At 39.9% G+C, this 17,726-nt stretch carries 18 protein-coding genes; 9 read left to right on the forward strand and 9 right to left on the reverse strand.

The window, feature by feature from the left end:
- Positions 1 to 12: 12 nt before the first annotated feature.
- Entirely contained in the window at positions 13 to 612 is a 600-nt protein-coding gene (locus JMX96_RS01740; RefSeq protein WP_201566915.1) for a DUF1819 family protein, read from the reverse strand.
- A gap of 408 nt (positions 613 to 1,020) precedes the next feature.
- On the reverse strand, positions 1,021 to 1,131 hold the full coding sequence (locus JMX96_RS13725; RefSeq protein ID WP_370587219.1) for a hypothetical protein: 111 nt from the start codon (positions 1,129 to 1,131) through the stop codon (positions 1,021 to 1,023).
- Between the two features lies 1 nt (position 1,132).
- Here JMX96_RS13725 and JMX96_RS01750 point away from each other — a divergent pair, with 1 nt between their 5' ends.
- From JMX96_RS01750 to JMX96_RS01765, 4 genes are all read left to right on the forward strand, one after another.
- On the forward strand, positions 1,133 to 1,282 hold the full coding sequence (locus JMX96_RS01750) for a Holliday junction resolvase-like protein (RefSeq protein WP_227676877.1): 150 nt from the start codon (positions 1,133 to 1,135) through the stop codon (positions 1,280 to 1,282).
- 547 nt (positions 1,283 to 1,829) lie between these two features.
- Positions 1,830 to 2,264 (forward strand): hypothetical protein, encoded by a 435-nt coding sequence (locus JMX96_RS01755; RefSeq protein WP_201566917.1) that lies wholly within the window; start codon positions 1,830 to 1,832, stop codon positions 2,262 to 2,264.
- Between the two features lie 88 nt (positions 2,265 to 2,352).
- Entirely contained in the window at positions 2,353 to 2,772 is a 420-nt protein-coding gene (locus JMX96_RS01760; protein WP_227676846.1) for a hypothetical protein, read from the forward strand.
- Between the two features lie 186 nt (positions 2,773 to 2,958).
- The gene (locus JMX96_RS01765; RefSeq protein WP_201566919.1) at positions 2,959 to 3,549 is read left to right on the forward strand and encodes a hypothetical protein; all 591 of its coding nucleotides are present in this window, start codon (positions 2,959 to 2,961) and stop codon (positions 3,547 to 3,549) included.
- Between the two features lie 74 nt (positions 3,550 to 3,623).
- Here JMX96_RS01765 and JMX96_RS01770 read toward each other — a convergent pair whose 3' ends face one another.
- The 7 genes from JMX96_RS01770 to JMX96_RS01800 all read right to left on the reverse strand — a co-directional run bounded on the left by JMX96_RS01770 (position 3,624) and on the right by JMX96_RS01800 (position 9,502).
- Entirely contained in the window at positions 3,624 to 3,875 is a 252-nt protein-coding gene (locus JMX96_RS01770; protein WP_227676847.1) for a helix-turn-helix transcriptional regulator, read from the reverse strand.
- Between the two features lie 347 nt (positions 3,876 to 4,222).
- On the reverse strand, positions 4,223 to 4,702 hold the full coding sequence (locus JMX96_RS01775; protein WP_201566921.1) for a hypothetical protein: 480 nt from the start codon (positions 4,700 to 4,702) through the stop codon (positions 4,223 to 4,225).
- A 188-nt stretch (positions 4,703 to 4,890) separates the two neighbouring features.
- Positions 4,891 to 5,802: a hydrolase or metal-binding protein gene (locus JMX96_RS01780; protein WP_201566923.1), complete on the reverse strand. Its 912-nt coding sequence runs from the start codon at positions 5,800 to 5,802 to the stop codon at positions 4,891 to 4,893.
- Between the two features lie 107 nt (positions 5,803 to 5,909).
- Positions 5,910 to 7,013, reverse strand: a complete 1,104-nt coding sequence (locus JMX96_RS01785; RefSeq protein WP_201566925.1) for a YqaJ viral recombinase family protein — start codon at positions 7,011 to 7,013, stop codon at positions 5,910 to 5,912.
- Between the two features lie 107 nt (positions 7,014 to 7,120).
- Complete coding sequence (locus JMX96_RS01790; protein WP_201566927.1) at positions 7,121 to 8,113, reverse strand: DUF932 domain-containing protein; 993 nt, start codon at positions 8,111 to 8,113, stop codon at positions 7,121 to 7,123.
- 49 nt (positions 8,114 to 8,162) lie between these two features.
- Entirely contained in the window at positions 8,163 to 8,453 is a 291-nt protein-coding gene (locus JMX96_RS01795; RefSeq protein WP_201566929.1) for a hypothetical protein, read from the reverse strand.
- 134 nt (positions 8,454 to 8,587) lie between these two features.
- Positions 8,588 to 9,502 carry an inovirus-type Gp2 protein gene (locus JMX96_RS01800; RefSeq protein ID WP_201566931.1) on the reverse strand — a complete coding sequence of 305 codons (915 nt, stop codon included), beginning with the start codon at positions 9,500 to 9,502 and terminating at the stop codon, positions 8,588 to 8,590.
- 698 nt (positions 9,503 to 10,200) lie between these two features.
- Between JMX96_RS01800 and JMX96_RS01805 the strand changes: the two genes are divergently transcribed.
- From JMX96_RS01805 to JMX96_RS01825, 5 genes are all read left to right on the forward strand, one after another.
- Entirely contained in the window at positions 10,201 to 11,274 is a 1,074-nt protein-coding gene (locus tag JMX96_RS01805; protein ID WP_201566934.1) for a hypothetical protein, read from the forward strand.
- 1,470 nt (positions 11,275 to 12,744) lie between these two features.
- A complete protein-coding gene (locus JMX96_RS01810) occupies positions 12,745 to 13,278 on the forward strand; it encodes a spore coat U domain-containing protein (protein ID WP_201566936.1) in 534 nt (177 codons plus the stop codon).
- A 32-nt stretch (positions 13,279 to 13,310) separates the two neighbouring features.
- Complete coding sequence (locus JMX96_RS01815) at positions 13,311 to 14,057, forward strand: molecular chaperone (protein WP_227676848.1); 747 nt, start codon at positions 13,311 to 13,313, stop codon at positions 14,055 to 14,057.
- On the forward strand, positions 14,008 to 16,452 hold the full coding sequence (locus JMX96_RS01820; protein ID WP_201566940.1) for a fimbria/pilus outer membrane usher protein: 2,445 nt from the start codon (positions 14,008 to 14,010) through the stop codon (positions 16,450 to 16,452). Before JMX96_RS01815 ends, JMX96_RS01820 begins: the two co-directional genes overlap by 50 nt.
- Positions 16,449 to 17,447, forward strand: a complete 999-nt coding sequence (locus JMX96_RS01825) for a spore coat protein U domain-containing protein (protein ID WP_201566942.1) — start codon at positions 16,449 to 16,451, stop codon at positions 17,445 to 17,447. The genes JMX96_RS01820 and JMX96_RS01825 overlap by 4 nt, the downstream gene beginning before the upstream one ends.
- The last annotated feature ends 279 nt before the right edge of the window (positions 17,448 to 17,726 follow it).

Consider the following 17,726-nt stretch of genomic DNA (forward strand, 5'->3'; position numbering starts at 1 on the left):
GACAGCACTCCCTTATATTGCATTTTCAGAAATCGTGAAGTATTTGATATCTCTACTATCATTACGCTTTATCATCTCTATTAGCCTTGTGCTCAACATAGTAGCTTGAATATTATTTTTGCTATCTAAGAAATTGGCATCACGAAGCATTTTAAATAATACCTGTCTAAGCTTTTTCCTCGTACTTATACTTAAACTATCAAGCTCACTATGCCAGTCACACTTTCTATTAAGAAACGTATCAAAATCTGAGTGCTGAAGGTCTGGTTTGAAAGTGATAAAGCGCTCTCGTAACACTTCAGTAGCAAAATCAGCAATAAAGCGATAGTACCGGCAAACTGCAATCCACAGCATATAGGCTTGATCTTGGTACTCAGACTCTGTAAGTAACGTAAGCTCTTCAGTATTAAGTGTACTCAAGCGAGCTATAATTTCATGGCTCAACCGTTTAAGTGTACTTAGTGCTCTAGATTGAAGTAAATTCTCAGAGATCACTTTTTCTTTCACTAAATCCCAGTCTCCTACTTCAAGATATAACTTGGCTATCGTGACTGACTCTGTTTGAAGTAGCGCACCAGCTGTAAATGACATGTTGTATTTTTGGCTATTCATCTATTTTTAACCTGCTTAAAGAACGCTTGACCTATATCTAGAGGTTGAACGCTTTTGATAATGCTTATTGTTTATTTCTATAAAGTAACGCAGGCCAGTATTGTACATGGTTCTATATGTTGCTTAAACATTATGTATCTAATTGAGCTATGCTGAAGAAACTGCAAAGGTAAATTAGGTAAACTAACAACTCGGCAAAGAGTTTACATGACAAATAAAATTAGAACTTATAGCACAGAAATTTGAAGCAGAAGCCTTTAAGAAGATAGTAGACAATAACGGTAATATTTCAGCGACTTCAAAACAGCTAAGCATAGCCATGTAAACGTTATCCAACTGGCATAACTAAGACAATCTTGTCAGTACAGAACAATATGATCCGCTTATGGCGGCTCTTCTGTTATCTGTTTAATAAGCGTACTGATCACAACTAGGTTGATCGCCATTATTACAAGCTTTACTATACCAATCTCTTGACTGCTTTTTATCTTGAAGAACACCTCTGCCCTCAAAGTACATTATTGCAGAAGTTAAAGCAGGAAATGCAAGACTCAACCAGCGACAGAAGATTATTAAGCAAGTAATCGAAAATGGACAGGTAAGCTTTAAGGAGCTTAGTATAAAATACTGTGAAAATACGGAAGATATGCACGTTCAAATAAGCGTATAAATCAGTCTAATTATACATTTTGACTCTCATGTAATTTGCTAGTATTTTTCAATGTAGACAGTAATAAGTAGGACTTGTTACTAGAAAAGACTTTTTAGTCTTTTCTCTAAAGAGAGGTTAAAGTATATATAAATCAACAACTTATATTTCAAATAGTCTTTTAAACACCCCCGAAATAGTCTTTTTATTGAAAAGACTATTTTTACGATTCTATTGGATCCAAATATTATACTGCTTAAAATTAATCTGATAACAGGCATATCCTTAGTTTCAAAATATGGTTTTATCTGTTTGCTCTCATACTCTTCTATAGACCAACGTTATCCTCTAACCTTAGATATTTCAGACAACTTTTATTTTTTATTTGCTACGCTAGGTTAAACCATTTTAGCCTTAGCAATCTGCCAAGCTTATCTCTCTTTTTTTTCAAAATAGCTTATTTTTTATTATTACACATTTATTTCTCTTTGGTAATTTATCATAGAGTAAAACTTTGTTGTTTAATATATAATGCTCTTTTAATAAACATCAGTTGGTAGGACAAACAATGAAGTTACTCTCGTATGTTGTATGTTTCGCTGTATGTTCAGTAGTAACTCAAGCTCAAGCCGGACCAACGATCAGAGAATTTATGGACTCTAGTGAGAGTAATGCTTATTTTAATTGCGCTTACAAAGGTAAAACAGCTACTAAAAAATGCTTAGTGACCCATAGCTACATTAAATCGAGTGCTCATCCTAACCTTAAAGAGTTCTATGGGCCTAATGAAGCTATAAAAGTTATAAGCATTAAGTGGCCAGATAGTGATTTAAGCCGTTATGCATATGTAGACAGTATGGAGATGGTAAATTTAAACAATAAAGAGGGCTGGGGATATAGGCTTAGAGACAAAGATGATAAAAACGGCTGGGGTGTTGATTTATCACGCGGACTTTTTATTGATAAAGCTTCTAGCAATAAGGATCATATCCGTCTGTGGTAAGAATATAAATAACGCTTTAAAAGCGTTACTACTTTTATAATGATGCTGATGAGTAAGTAATTTTTATCAGGAAAATAAGGATGTCACTTTGAAAAATAAACTTTTAAAAATCGCTATGGGTATTAGCTGTGCCGCTATGTTTTCAGTAAGCCATGCCGATGTTGCTACGATGAATAAGTATTATAACAATCCAAAACTTGCTCCTAAGATCAAGCGCTGTAACAGCAACCAAGATTGCAATGCTTTTTATGCTTTATCTAAACAATGGAAGTCTGTTCCTAACTGTTTTAAAACTGCTTACGGTCCAGACTGCGAGACGAAAAAACAAGCAAAAGACGGTGATGGTTATGGCTTATGGAAAGGTGCTAGTTTTAATAATGATCGCTCATCAACCTTAGCTTCATCTGCTGAGGAAGTTTTTTACAAGGGTGGTTCCGCGAGTAAGACTGACGAGCGAATTTTCGCTGAAGGTTTAGCTGTACTCTATTATTTAGATTCTAAGAAATAGCTTTAAAAAGTATATTAAGTAATATGACCTACTTATTTGATATCTATAAATACGAGTAAACTAATCTTACCATCATAAATCACTCTCAATTTTATCAGAGACTAGTTATATTTCACTATCAAAACTGACCTTAATTCTGGTATTTGAACAACAAATCGAACAAGGATTGTAATAATGAAAAGTGTTTTGTTGGGATGTACTGTTGCTCTTGTGCTTTTAGCTGGCTGTGAATCTAATGCCGGTAATAATTCAAGTGACATAGTACTATCTGAGGAGGCAGTAGGCTCGGCATTCTCTCAGGAAGGACCAGAAACAGAGATAGTAAGCAAACTCCAGTATGATTCGAATGGCATCATTGTCTGCGAAGAAAACAACGATGGAGTTTGTACCGATGATGTACTCCAAGATCTACGTACTACACAACTACGTGAGCAGCGTGATGCTAGTACTACACCCTTATCAGAAGTAAGTAATATTACTATTGATAAGAGTGATGACGACTCCCATGATAATGCTACAAGAGTTAACTACAAAGAAATAACGGGGCCACTAACACCTGCTCAAGCGGCACACATAGATTATCTAGTTGACAATGATCTTGAAACCTCACAAGAAATGATAGACTTACTCAATGATTTTACACTCGATGGTAGTGAAGAGAGTTCTTTACGTAAATTCATTATAGAACGTTCACGTTATAAAGATGGGTATGATGCATCGGAAGACTGTCGTAACCCAGACTTAACAGAAGCTGAGTACGCTAACGCTTGTACTTAATGAGTGATAGATGGATGACAATCCTAAACAAAAAAATAAGCCACTAGCAGTGGCTTATTTTAAATTACTGCCTATCAGCAAAACCTATCAGCTATCTTATTATTAATCCACTCTGCAACCTCACTCGCTACCCATACTACCCTAACCTGTGTCAGCTGTACCTTCTTAGGAAATGTTGGATCGTAACGATCAGATTTCTCATTAACCATCTCATAAATCGTAGAACGACTAAGACCAGTATAATGGCCAACATCTTTGACACTCAATAATTGCGGTATATGATTGCATTGCTCGATCACTGGCTGTGCTGCGTATAAATTTTCCATGATTATCTCCTAATTATTGTATGGGAACATCTGTTCTCATACAGTCAGGGAGTCCTGTATTTTTTTATGAGACTTATATCGTCCGATAGATCTTATCCATAGAATAATAAAAAAAGAGCTGAGTCATCAGCTCTTTTTTGTGTCATATATATGGCTTAATGGTTTTAGCTCACTACTATTGTGCTTTAAATTAGCGTTTTTACGTTAGTAGGAATGTGCTTCCTAGTAACTCTAGCAAAATCTTTAATCTTCTTGTTTATCAGTTAGGGCAAGCCATTTTAAGGCTGGCATGTTTTTCAGAACCTTTATCTGAAGCACCTTGTTATCAGTAAAAGTATTACTGACCTTTAACTATTTTCAACTTCAATAAAATTAGCAATAGCTCTCCTAAGCCCTTTGTTTGTGTAATTTTTAGCACGTTTATAAATATATTCTTCAGTTATATACCTAACCACTTCATCCGTAAAAAAACGTATTCCGATAGAACTGTGTTTGTCTACTCCCGCTGCCATGCTACTATTTTTACTAAATAAGTCCATATGCGAGCTTTCAGCTTGAAGATAAATAGCATTAAATTCATAATCTTCTAAATCTTCAACTAGCGAGCTAACATGTTCTCTGATCATGATTTCGTAAACCATGCCGCAAGATCCTTCTTTTTGAAACTTATAGCAAACATCATCCCATATATTTTTAAGATGTTTTATTGTTACCATATCGTCACAAAAGCTCTGTAAATGACGTTCAGTCTGATTGGTAATTCTTTTAGAAACTTTCTCAGATAATTTCACTGAGATATTTAGAGCTATTAATTTTTCTAAATCCACTTTAGTTACCCCTACGGTAAATAGTAATAATCTATTTATTAGTATGTTGTTATAAAGAAAGAGTATATTGTAAGGCTTAATCTAAGAATTATGCCACTTAAAAATAAATCGATAAGAACTAAAACAAGCGATCTAAAATCGCTTGTTTTAGAATAAATGATTTATGCTCTATATCTGACTTGACTATTCTAACTTACCGCAGTCACACTTTGCCTTAACCCTTGCTCGATGCTCGTCACGCTCTGAATGGCTAACCCATTCTTATAGCTTTCCTTATTACCGCTACTGAAGTCATCGGTCTCAACTGGATAAAATTCTTCGACCACATCAAGCAGGCCATCGCTATCAATTTCAAAGGATGAATTGACGTAACCCTGTTTTGCAGCCTGTTCTAGCGCTGCTTGATCAAATCCGTGTTCGCTAAGCTCCGCATCAATTGCCTGTGCATCCTGCACTGCTTGCTTTAGTGTCACACTATTACGTAGCGTTAAATCCACAAAATAGATCGGCGTGCGATAGCTTTGCGTCGTGCTTTTACCTCTGAGCGTGAGTTGTAGTGGTAAACATGACAGCTTATTGCCTGATACCGCAGCAAAGTAGCTCAGCCGTGCGGCAAGCGTGCGAATACTATTAAAGCCTGTGGTGCGAAAGATAAACGTGCCTAGCTCATCATCTTCACTGAGATTAACGTACAAGCGACCATATGGCTTACACCCACCACCTTGTGCTAATGGGCAACGATCAGGTGATAGGCAAGGCAGTGTTTCCACGCCATTGTTTGTACGACGTTGACATTGCTCACCGTCACCCACGCATAGTGGGCGTCCAGTTTGACGATCAAACAAGGTGTATTCAGCTCTCAGGTTTAGCGTCGGATCATTAAACAACATGCGTACCGGTATATGTCTTAGCTTACCGTCATTATTTGCGCGTAGCTTTTCATCAAGCGGATGATTGATCCAGCCATCCTTGTTTTGAACTTGGCTGGTGATAGTGAATTGATCGTCCTTAGCAGGCAGACGCTTGCCGTCCTTTTGAATAACACGTCCAATACTGATACGACCTAAAACTGGTGGGGTTATCGTGAGACCTTTAATCATGGTGATATTCCTTATAGGTTTAATAAAATGTGTTTAGCCATAAAAAAGCCCACCGATTAGGGTGGGCGGTTATGCGCTTATTTTGGTTAAGTTTAGTAGGTTTCGGCTTAGTCGTTTAAGATGACGAAGCGGCGACTACCTTGCTTAGTTTTACTGAATTTAGCTAATAGCTCAGGATGTGCTTTGATAACGGCTTTGCTATCCAGTCCAATACTGTCTTTCGAGCGCTTCCAAGAGATTGCACCTTCCTCGAACACAGCGACTTCATTATCGGCAATCAGCGTTTGCAGCTGATGCTTCACTTGGTCATGACGCTCTTCTAGCTCTTGCATATAGTCACGATAACTCAGTAGTTGCTCAAATAACTTATTGGCACCATCATCATCTCGCAAATCAACCTTGCTTGAAGGTTTAGGCGTTGGATAAAGCTGCTTTAATGCTCTCGCTGCTGATTCAGAATGATCAGGCGTTGGTGGCGTGTCAGTTTCGACATACTGCCAGAACAGACGCTCATGCTCGATGATGGATGCAATCAAGCGCTCATCGCGTTCAACCTTATAAATTTTGGCTTCATGTCCGCAGAGTAAGACACAGATATGCGCTGCCTGTTTGCCAGTGACCGCTAGTTGATGTTGCACTTGGCAAGTGACATACAAGGGCACGCCATGCTTCCAGAGCTTGGCTCCATGTTCTCCAGCAGTCTTGCACTCAAGTACTTGCACTTCCTCGCTACCTGTTACCGCATAATCAAGATTGGCAAGCATAAAGGCTTTATCAGGATCAGGATGCTGCAAGATGGCATTGATGCGGCGTACCTTATTGCCTGTATGCACTTGGTAGTACTTAGCCACCATCGGTTCCAAGGTATTGCCCCAGTACAAAGGCGAGTAGCCTTCTAAGCTCTCATCGATATTCGATGTCATGCGTCCTGTCTTGATCATCCATAGCTCAAGCATGGATAGGTACGGGTGGATACCACAAGCGGCTGCGGCATCAGAGCTGCCAATGCCTTGCTTACGAAACTGTAGCCAGTCCTCACGGCTTAATTCTTTGGTGTTAACCAAGCGCTTAGCAGTGGTTGATGTGTTCAGTCGGGTAGGTTTGTCAGCAGTATCGCTTTGCTTGGTTTTCACTACTTCTGGTTTAAACTTCACGGTGGCACGTTTGGCTTGTCTTGGCTGAGTAGTGCTGTTTAATGCGATCATGTTCATAGCGAACTCCTTCGATAATTTGATTATTGGTATTCAATGAAATAAGCGGCATAAAAAACCACGCTCGAAGGCGTGGTTAATTGTTTGTCAAATTAAAACAGCACTGGTTAAGCAAGCATCAGTAGCGATTGCTCTAATCCTTTCTGTTTCAGCTTAGCACCAGCACCGAACCATGCTGAATTGAGACGATTGTCCGTATTCATCGCACGTCGTTCATGATCCACGTACTCAGTGATGCTACACAGCAAGCCATAAGCCGTATCACTGGCTGCATCGAGTGTGGCGCCGCGACCTTGACCGTTAAACATCTTCATGACCTGATTCATCGCTTTGGCATTGGGCACAGCATCTTTCTCTTTCTTAGCATTGTTAAACAGAATGATGTCATTGTCTTGATCATTGAACACACGGCTCAAATAATTGGCTGCTTCTGCTTGGGTCACACGGCGCTCAGATAGCTGTTTCATCTCATAGCTGTGCTCCTCCCACTGCTTCACTGACACGCCCAATTGCTGTTTGACCTTGTCAGCATCAAAGGATGTGGAATGCGGCACTTTCACCACACCGCCATTGCCGTTGGCAAGGCTGATCGCTAGTGTGTTGTTACACACCACACGGATGGAGGTGAACTGAGCAGTAGTCGCTAACGTGCCGTCACAAGCGGTTGCCAATAACAAGTAGCCATTACTGACATCTTTACCCTTAAGCGTTGCTGACTGGCCTGTACGAGCCAACGCCCATAGCTTACGACCACCCTTTAATACCCCAGCAGTCTCAAGCTCAAAGTCAGACTGCTCGGTAAGATCACGATAGAATTCTAAAATCTCACGAGGCTGTACTTCTTGATAGCGTTGACTGACCACCGATAGCGGCTCGAAGTTATCACTACGGTATAAAACCTTCTGTTCAGCAAAGGGCAAAATCAGGTTGTGGCCTTTGTCATTATTAGCCATGTAGCTGACGTCTGATGACTCAATACGCCAGTCCATACCCGCTTGCTTTGCCCAGATCTCGATAGGCTGCTTGGGAGCCAGCTCATTACCTAAGCCATGCCAAGGGGTTTCGCCAACGTATGCCATTGATTCGATTAAATGTGCCATGATCATTGTCCTTTTAGATTTGATTAGAATTATGGGTTATATGGATAGGTTAAATGCTGAAAGTTCTTGAGCAGGTATTGCAGGTATAACTAGGCCTTGCTGCCAAAACGAGTAAGGGTGGCTGTTGTATCTTGTCTTTAGCCAAGCTTATCGCTGAGGCAAGGGCTGTGCCTACGACCACACCGATTGCTGAGTTGATTTTGTAATACCTACAGATACTTACACCAAGACCTGATAAGGCAGACTGTGAGCACAGTTTCTCGAAGAGATTAAAAGGACTGTCAGTATCGGCAGTGCTTCTGACGTTCGCTGAATGACAGTGTGGGCAGATGGATCTCATGCATAGCTCCTTTTTCGATTGCGCATAAAAAAGGCCTGCGATTAAGCAGACCTTTAATTAGGATAGATTGGGGTTAAACAGTCAGGAGAGCGATGCTTCCTGACTGATCTCATAGAAATACTATATATCTGAGATTATTTTGATATAGGCGGTAGGCCTCTACGCTTTTTTGTACGATAAATACCATGACCAAAAGTACGCATGTTCGGTAACGCTAGTTTGAGTTGCTGCTCATTTTTGCTTGGCTCAGTTAAGTACAAAGCTGCGCATAGTGCGTTTTCTACTTCTTGTGGATTATTTTGATGGATCATGCCAATACCTAGTTTGCCATGTTGCTTATACTGCTGCTTACGTTCTTTATCGTGGTAGCTATAGTACTCGCCTAAGCCTCCAGTAATCATTTTCCATTTCTCACCGACATCTTTAGCAATATACCAATCATTGTCCCTTTTCGAGCCATCGTACATAAGCAGTAAATGACAGTGTAATCCACCGTTCATTCCTCCTTGTTCAATTGCCCAAGCATTGCCTTGTAAATGCTTAAAACAAGTTTTTTTATTACCGATAAGCTCCCGTAGTTTACTCATGTGTTCATCAAAGTCTTCGATAGATACATGATGGCTCGTCTGCTGTGCATATTTTAAATCGATACGTACAAAGAGCAGCCTTGAATAGTGATTGGTCAGGCTGTTTACATAGTGCTCTAATCGTCTCTTGTTTTGAGATTCCTGATAGCTGAACGTAATACGTTCACGCTCAATATCATTTTTATAGCAAGACAATGTAGCGATAAATCGCTGGGTTTTCTCATGATTCCAAATAACGTTTTCTGGATAGTCATCTCCAACAATAGCATTGGTGCTATAAATAAATGCGACTACCGGCTGTGAGTAAAATAGCTCAGTATTTAAGTGTGTCATGAACGGGTAATACAACCCGTTCAGTTTGTTTATGGTGTCGTTAAAATTAATGGTGTTCGCTAGTATGTCTGCAACTAAACTGTGAACGTTTGCAGCAATTAGCGGTTGATTTAGGTGCGAGTAAGACATGATTGTGATCCTATGGAATTTAGTTTCATAGGGTCAGGTCAGTCCATATTTTTATAATTTTACTCGCTGAGAGTTGAGCTCTCAGCTCTCGAATCGGTAGCTGCTGTATTTAAATAATAATATATATAACCCACTAAACACGAGCTGCCGTAGTGCAGCTATTTTCCAACTAACATTAGAGAATGACGTAATAAGCATTTGAAAGTCACCATGTGCTACAGGCAAATAGTTAGAATGGAGTTAGCTAAACGATAATATTAAATCAGCTGAACAATATTCTGCTGTAATAGCGCAGAAACAGATAGGGATCACGAATTTGTAAAACTATCTATTCTGACTTAAAATTAGGGTTGATAAGCATATTTTCGCTATTCAACTAGCACTTTCGATTAAGACTACTCGTTATTATATCTAGCAAATTCTAACTCTATAGCTGCTTAGCTTCATCTACGCTAATTTAGTATAGACTGGCAATATCCATCGTTGTAGCTAACTACCGCATCGTTTAATACGCAACAAAGATATAGATTTTAATTATAAGCTGGTATATATTACTAATAGACGATGTATACTGCCTAATTATAAGGCCCGTATAGATTTATTGCCAGAAATAAACTAGAAAAAATATAGTATAAAACGTAATATAAACTAGGTTTTATACTATATTTTTCTATCATCTTTTATGAGGAAATGACACGGTGGACGGACAATTAACTAGGCTGCCTGACAATCAGAACTATCCATTTGATCAAGCGTCAATGCTGTACAGTCAATCCCAATTCTTGAAATTAATGACAGATGAACACATCAAAGATATAAAGTCTGGAAGGAGGCGTATTGAGGATTTTTATAAGGCTTTGCAAAAACTGAGTATTGCGGATGCAAGATCCCTACTGTATATAGACAATATATTATCAGGCAAAAGTTTAGAAAATATAATTTATGATGATGATGATTATAAAAACTTACTCATCAATCAGCTAAAAAACTGTCATGCGCCTATAGAGAGATATAATTTTCTAATTGACTACAAAGCTAAAACTATCTTGCCAGAGAGTTATCTTGGGTGGTTTAAAAACGACTTACGGTGCTCAATTTTTTTAATGAGCTTGATTCAAAACTTGGTAAACAACGAAGCTTATAAAGGGAGAAAAGAGCTAACTACTGGAACAACTAATTTCTTAAGATACCATATTTCAGTTTTTAATCATCATGCATCTGACTTTGGTTATAAAGAAAAGATATTTGAAGATGGTGACTGGAAAGTTACAGTTTTGCGCTCGATCAAAGCAACATACTTAAGGGGTCGTACTGAGAACAAAGAACTAAAATGGCTTGATGTTTCTAACCATGAACAGATCGAGTGGGCGTATGATTATCTTGAAAAGAATAAACATACTATTCTCAAAGGTGTGTTTTTTCCTGAGACCATTGAGGAAAAATACGAGCTTATATTAGCCAGTTTAGATAGGCTTTCTAATATTGAAAGTGACGATATTGGAACTGAAAAGAATAAGGGTTACTCTCCCCGAAGCTATGTTTTATTTAGTATTAAGAAGGCATGGGATGGGCAAAAGCAATATGATTCTAAGAGCAAAAAAAACGATGGTATTATAAAAATATATAAGAAAAATCAGGCTAAGTTAGACAAACTTATAGCCTTTAGTGGCTTTACAGCTCAGAAAATGATAAACAATGCTATCGAACAAATATATGACCAGCTTATTAAAGATGATACTGAAGCAGTGGATCAGGACGATGCTTCAGATTAACCTCATCCTTATTGCAAGTCTATCAATAGCTTCTGCCTTATCATATTACGTTCATAGCTTGTGTTATACTAAAACCTGCTTAAGCGATAATATTTAGTTACTATTGAATTACAAAATTGAAAACCAAACCTCAAGTATACTCATGAGTGTACTCAATTATATTAGTAAATATTTAACCATATATATCAAATACTTACAACCCTAATACCGTTCCGGCTCCGGGTACCATTACATAGTCCTATACTATCTTATAGAACAGCTAAAGCCCCTGATATCAGGGGCTTTGTTGTATCTGAAATATAGATAAATAAGAGTGACTAGTCTAGACTCAAAATATAGCATTAAGCTTTCTTTAGCTAGCTAGCTAATACGAATAGTATCATCCACATTTACCAAATATCATAATACGACTAGTTAAATTCAGCCGATATCATATATAGAACAATTAAACCTTATAAAAAAGATAGCCGTATTACTTTTAAGTAATACGGCTATCTTTTTTGCTCAGCTTAGCTTATCTCGATCTAAATACTAAACCTATCTTCTAATTCACTCCACACTACCCTCACCTTCGTAAACTGTACTTTCTTAAGGAAAACTGGCTCGCTACGATCTGAATTTCCATTAATTATTTTATAAATTGCCCAGCGACTAAGATGAGTATGAGAGTTATTACCCTTAATATTTAACATCTACAAAATATGATTGAGATACAGACAGACTATGTTCTATTGACTCAAGTTTTTCACAATTATCTATTTTGTAAGTTAATAAAGTGTTCCATCTTCTACAGTTACTACATCCCATGTTCTTATCGCTCCCCATACACTCTAACTATTGGCCCTAGTAGCAGTTATAAAAAGTGCTAAATAAATAGTTATTTTTCTAGGTCAGCTATATACCTTAACTTCTTTGATAAAACATTGTTATCTTTTCCTGAAGATTTGTTCTAAACCAATCGCACTATGCATTGTGTAAAACTCTTTATTGACTGCTATTAATATTTATCGTTTTCAACTGTTAAGAATATCTAGCCAACTAGCACTCATTTAGATACAACTAAAATCTATATGCAGGTACTAGGATGTAATATAGAAATTTTGTTTGTAATTACGATAATTCTAAAGGATGAGTTTAGATAAAATTAAGTAAGGTCAGTACGAAGGTGAAATTAGTTGCATATTGGTAAAATCCGATAAATTATAATGTTAATCAAACATTTAACGTGCATTATTATGACAATTGTATTACAATGCGATTACAAAAAATGACAGGTGGTATATATTTAGAGATAAACGGTTTATATTTTTATTGGCTATTGTTGAGTAAGTTCCTATAAAAACCTAACTTTAGTAAATTGTGAAGGCTTATAACTTCCAATAATTTATGAAATATAAGCTATATATCTATTTGGTATCACCCCTAACTTATCGAAATACTAAAAGCGCTTATATTTTCTGGAGAATTACCATGACATTTAACAAACAACTACTTACCGCTGCGTTTCTCACTGTTGGTGGCTTCGCAGCTATCTCTAGTGCAAATGCTGCAGGCAGCAAAACTGGTTCATTTCAAGTGGGCATGACCGTTATATCAGCTTGTACATTAGAAACTAGTGAAAATCAGAATATTAATTTTGGAGAAGTAGCAGGCAATGCTGCAGCCACTGATAACCAGACTTCTACGACTGCGCTATCTGTCATGTGTTCTGAAGGTGCGCCTTATGTGATCAACTTGACACCAACGAGTACAAACAGTACTGATGGTACTGGCACTATGGCTGGTCCAGGATCAGACACAATTGCTTATAGTCTGTATTCAGACGAAAGCTCTACTCCTTGGGGCAATACGAGTACCCTAGAACTTGCTGGAAATGGAGTAAGCAGCACCGGAGCAGGTGCAACTGTAGTGAAATCACATCCTGTCTATGCCTCTGTAGACGGCCCCACTGATGTCCAAGTAGGCACTTACTCTGATACAGTTAACGTGTCAGTACTTTATTAAACGCTATGAAAAATTTTCCATTACGTTTTGTAATGAATTTGACAAAACATGTTTTGATATTAGGCTCACTGCTACTCGGTTCACTAGGAGTGATGGCGAGTGGCCTTCAGGTCTCTCCCATCTCGTTGAGCCTACAAGCTCGCGAGACTGCTAATGGTCTGACCCTTAGTAATTCCGGTAACAATATAGTACATGCGCAAGTACGCGTGTATCAATGGTTACAGGATGAACAAGGCGATCAGCTTACTCCCTCTCGAGGACTATTGGCCAGTCCACCGATGCTTGAGCTGAAACCGGGTGAAAAACAACTTATTCGAATCATTCGTGCGAAAGCACCACCGCAAGGTACAAATGCTGTGGAGGCCGCTTATCGTATTTTGGTTAATGAACTGCCAATCAAGTCTGCCAACCAAACGACAGGCTTGCAATTTGCGCTAAGCTATTCACTCCCCGTCTTTGTCCAGCCGATAGGGGTTACTCAAACCAGTCCACAGTTGCAGTGGAGTACACATCTGCAACCAGATGGCAAAGCGATAAAACTCCGCGTCAGCAACAGTGGCAATGGTCATGCCCAACTGGCTGGACTCAGCTTTGTGGATACAGCCGGTAATAGTACGGTGATCAATCCAGGGCTGCTAGGGTATGTCTTACCTGATGCAACTATGAACTGGACACTGAAAATACCGCCCTCTGCCCTGGCGGCAGGCGGTAAATTCAAGGTTATGATGAATGGCACTCAGACGACACCAAACGTCACGATGGACACATCTATTCGCTAAAGCAGTTTTTCTACAGTGCGTGGCAGTATCAGCCAGTCACGCCGTAGACCTAAATGATGTTGCTATAAGCATTGACGAAAACGAACTTACCCAACTCAACTTAGACAGCTACAACTCTGGCGACGATGAATTTGGGTTAGATCTATATCTAGACGTTACTCTAAATGGTGCTAGTGCAGGCTTAACTCATTTCTATTATCGTGATGATCAACTCTGGGCTAGTAAGACCATTCTACAACAGCTTGGCTTTATAGTACCTGCCGATACGACTGACGCCATACTCCTAAATAGCTTACTTGATCTCAATATTGATTATGATGCTCGGCAGCAATCCTTGCGACTTATCGCGCCTCTAAGTATGCTCAATTTAGACACCACTGTCCGTAACACGCGTGCCAACAAGCGCCCTCAGCCCACATCATCTTCTGGCATGTTGCTAAACTATAATATTTACGGTACCCAAACTCAAAATAGCGCGAGAAATTTAAGCGTTTATACTGAACTGCGCGCGTTTAATACGCTTGGTGTACTCAGCTCTACTGCTTTGACTAACGCGAATAGTTATACTCATAGCAATGACTGGGATAGTCGTAGCGTACGTCTGGATACTAGCTGGAGTCAGTCATTTCCAGATAAGCTAATTACGGTTCGTGCAGGCGATATTCTCACGGGTGCGTTGTCATGGACACGACCTACGCGCTTGGGTGGTCTACAAATTGGTACCAACTTCTCCCTTCAACCTTATAGATCAACTACACCATTGCCTTCATTTTTTGGCACAGCCACCCTACCCTCAGCGGTAGAGCTTTATGTCAATGGTCTCAAACAATACAGTGGTGATGTACCTGCTGGACCATTCGAGCTTGATACAGCTCCAAGCTTTAGTGGGGCAGGCACTGCCCAACTGGTCATAACCGATGTATTAGGGCAAAGCACGACGCTTAATTTTTCTTTATATGATGCGCATCGGTTACTACAGCCCGGCCTGTCTGACTGGTCCATAGAACTTGGCGCAGTGCGAGAAAACTATGGCATTGACTCTTTTGATTATGGTAGCAATATTGCTGCTAGTGGAACGTGGCGTTATGGCATGAATGACCGCTTTACCGCAGAAGCTCATGCTGAAGTCACCAATGGCCTGAGTAATGCGGGTTTTGGTGGCACGTTGCTGCTTGGTAGATCAGGCGGTATATTATTCGCCTCATTAGCAGGTAGCGAGAGCCAAGGTCAAGATGGCATACAATACAGTACAAACTACTCATGGAATAACAGTCGCTTCAATATTGGTATCAATGCCATGGGTACTATTGACGATTACCGCGATGTAGGCACACAATACGGCTCTGCCACTGCTCGTCGAAGTGAGCAAGTCTCAACTGGTTATAGTACAAAGTCTTTAGGCCGTTTTGGTGTGAGTTATAATCAGGTAGCGCAGGCTGAGCATGAGACCACACAATTTGCTAGCGCCTACTGGTCTAAATCCTTTGGTCGCAGATTAAGCTTAAGCGCCAACTACAATCATGATATTAATGACTCCGCTAATAACAGCGCCTCTCTTAGCGCATCCTTATCACTGAATCGCAATATTTCGCTGAGCAACAGTGTACAGCACACCGATAATAGCACCGTTTTCTCATCTGATGTTTCGCGACCTGCTTCGAATGCAGGTGGTATTGGGTGGCGGGCGCAAGCACGTCATAGCCTAGAAGGTAGTACGGATAGAGAGGATGACACTAGCGGTCTTGCCGAGCTGAATTACCTTGGGCGCTACGGTCAAGCACGAGCGGGTATCAGTAGCAACAATGGTGACTACGCAAGCTATGCAAGTGCTACAGGCGCCGTAGTTGCGATGGGCGGTGGCTTGTTTGCTGCTCGACAGATAAACAGTGGCTTTGCCGTAGTTTCTACAAATGGTATCGCCGATATACCTGTCTCTTTACAGAACAGTCCCATCGGCACGACCAATAGTAAAGGTCTATTGTTGGTAACACCATTGAATGCCTATCAAGAAAATAAGATTGGCATTGACCCTATGCAACTGCCAGCAGACCTGCGTATTGACAAAGTAGACACAAATGCCACACCGACCGAGCTTGCCGGTATTCTTGTCGGTTTTGATATCACGCCAGTACGTTCGGCGTCAGTTATCCTAACAGATAGTAATAAACAACCGCTACCGCTTGGCAGTCAAGTACATCAGCTTAGTAATAAGGAAGTGCCATCGACCATCATTGGCTTTGATGGTGAGGTATATCTCGACACGCTTGATGAACACAATACGCTTGAGGTAACTACCCCCTCGGGTGATGTTTGCACGGTTAGCTTTGATTATTCCAAGCAGGGTGATGAGACTCCACTCATCGGCCCCCTCATTTGTCAAAAGGTACAACCATGATGAAATTACTTGAATGGCGTTACGGTTTGTTATTGCTGCCAATTGCGTTGTGGCTCCCATCAAATGCGCAAGCACTTACTTGCCAAGTAGACAGCTTTGTCTCACCCAATCTTGGTACGATTACTCTTGGCAATGCCAACAATGCAAGCGTCGAGCAAACACTGACTTACAGTTGCACTAATACGTCTAATGTCACCCAGTGGGCATCCGTCTGTATTGGTGTTGATGGTGGTACTAATAATGCTTCCCAAATCAGTCCACGTCATATGACTGGGGGTGATGGTTCAAATTTAAATTTTGACATGACACTTAATGATATGAGTAATGCTACTTGGGGCAATCGCATCGTGGGTGGTACGGAGTTTATTGATTTCTTCAGCGTAGCGCCAGGTACTACTACACCAACCATTAAAACAACCGTTGTTAGGGTATCTCTGCTATATAACAATAATGCTGCCAAAGCAGATGACTACGCTGCCGCTTTTACGGGTAGTAATGCAGCATTGACATACGTAACCGTTGATTCTAGTAGTGACACAAGCCGATGCTTATCAGAAACTGAAGGAACCAGTCCCTTCTCATTTACCGTTGAAGCCAATGTTGTTAATGAGTGTAAAATCACTACCCCTCCCGCCAATGTCAACTTGGGAAATGTCCCAGCAAACAAGCTTAATATCGAGGGTAGTAGTAGTATCGGTGTGACCTGTACAAATGCTGCTCCCTATACAATCGGCTTGACTCTTTTCAACGCTGCCGGAAATAATGATAGGATGAGCTTCATGAGTGGCACCGGTAACAATCCCGACCAAGTACCCTATCAACTGCAGCGGGATAGTGAAAGTGGACGCATACCTTGGGGCGATGGAAAAGGAAATTGGGCGGTAGATGTTGGTACTGGCGAAGTTAAAACAAAAAACATATACGTTATTGTGCCTAGCGCCGACTTCACCCCAGATAGCTACTCTGATACGGTAACGGTTCATGTAAACTATTAATATTTGTGTTTTCAATGTTTAGCAGTCAATTAAACTAGTTATTCTATAGTATGCTGCATGGGTAATTTTGAGGCATACTTCAAGCGAAGAATAAAGGCAACCTAGTTACACTTGTGAAGCAATTAAATCCTGACAGAAAAACAAGCTGCCTTACTCTGTACAGTCCAAACTGTTAGATAGCTTCAGTCTATACAAGCAGCTATCTGACTGTCGATCCATTATTCGATCCTGCTAATTTTTTATATCACTCTTATTTTTGTCACTCATATCCACTTAAAG

It is taken from the genome of Psychrobacter sp. JCM 18900 (genome assembly GCF_904846625.1).
Taxonomy (GTDB): Bacteria; Pseudomonadota; Gammaproteobacteria; order Pseudomonadales; family Moraxellaceae; genus Psychrobacter.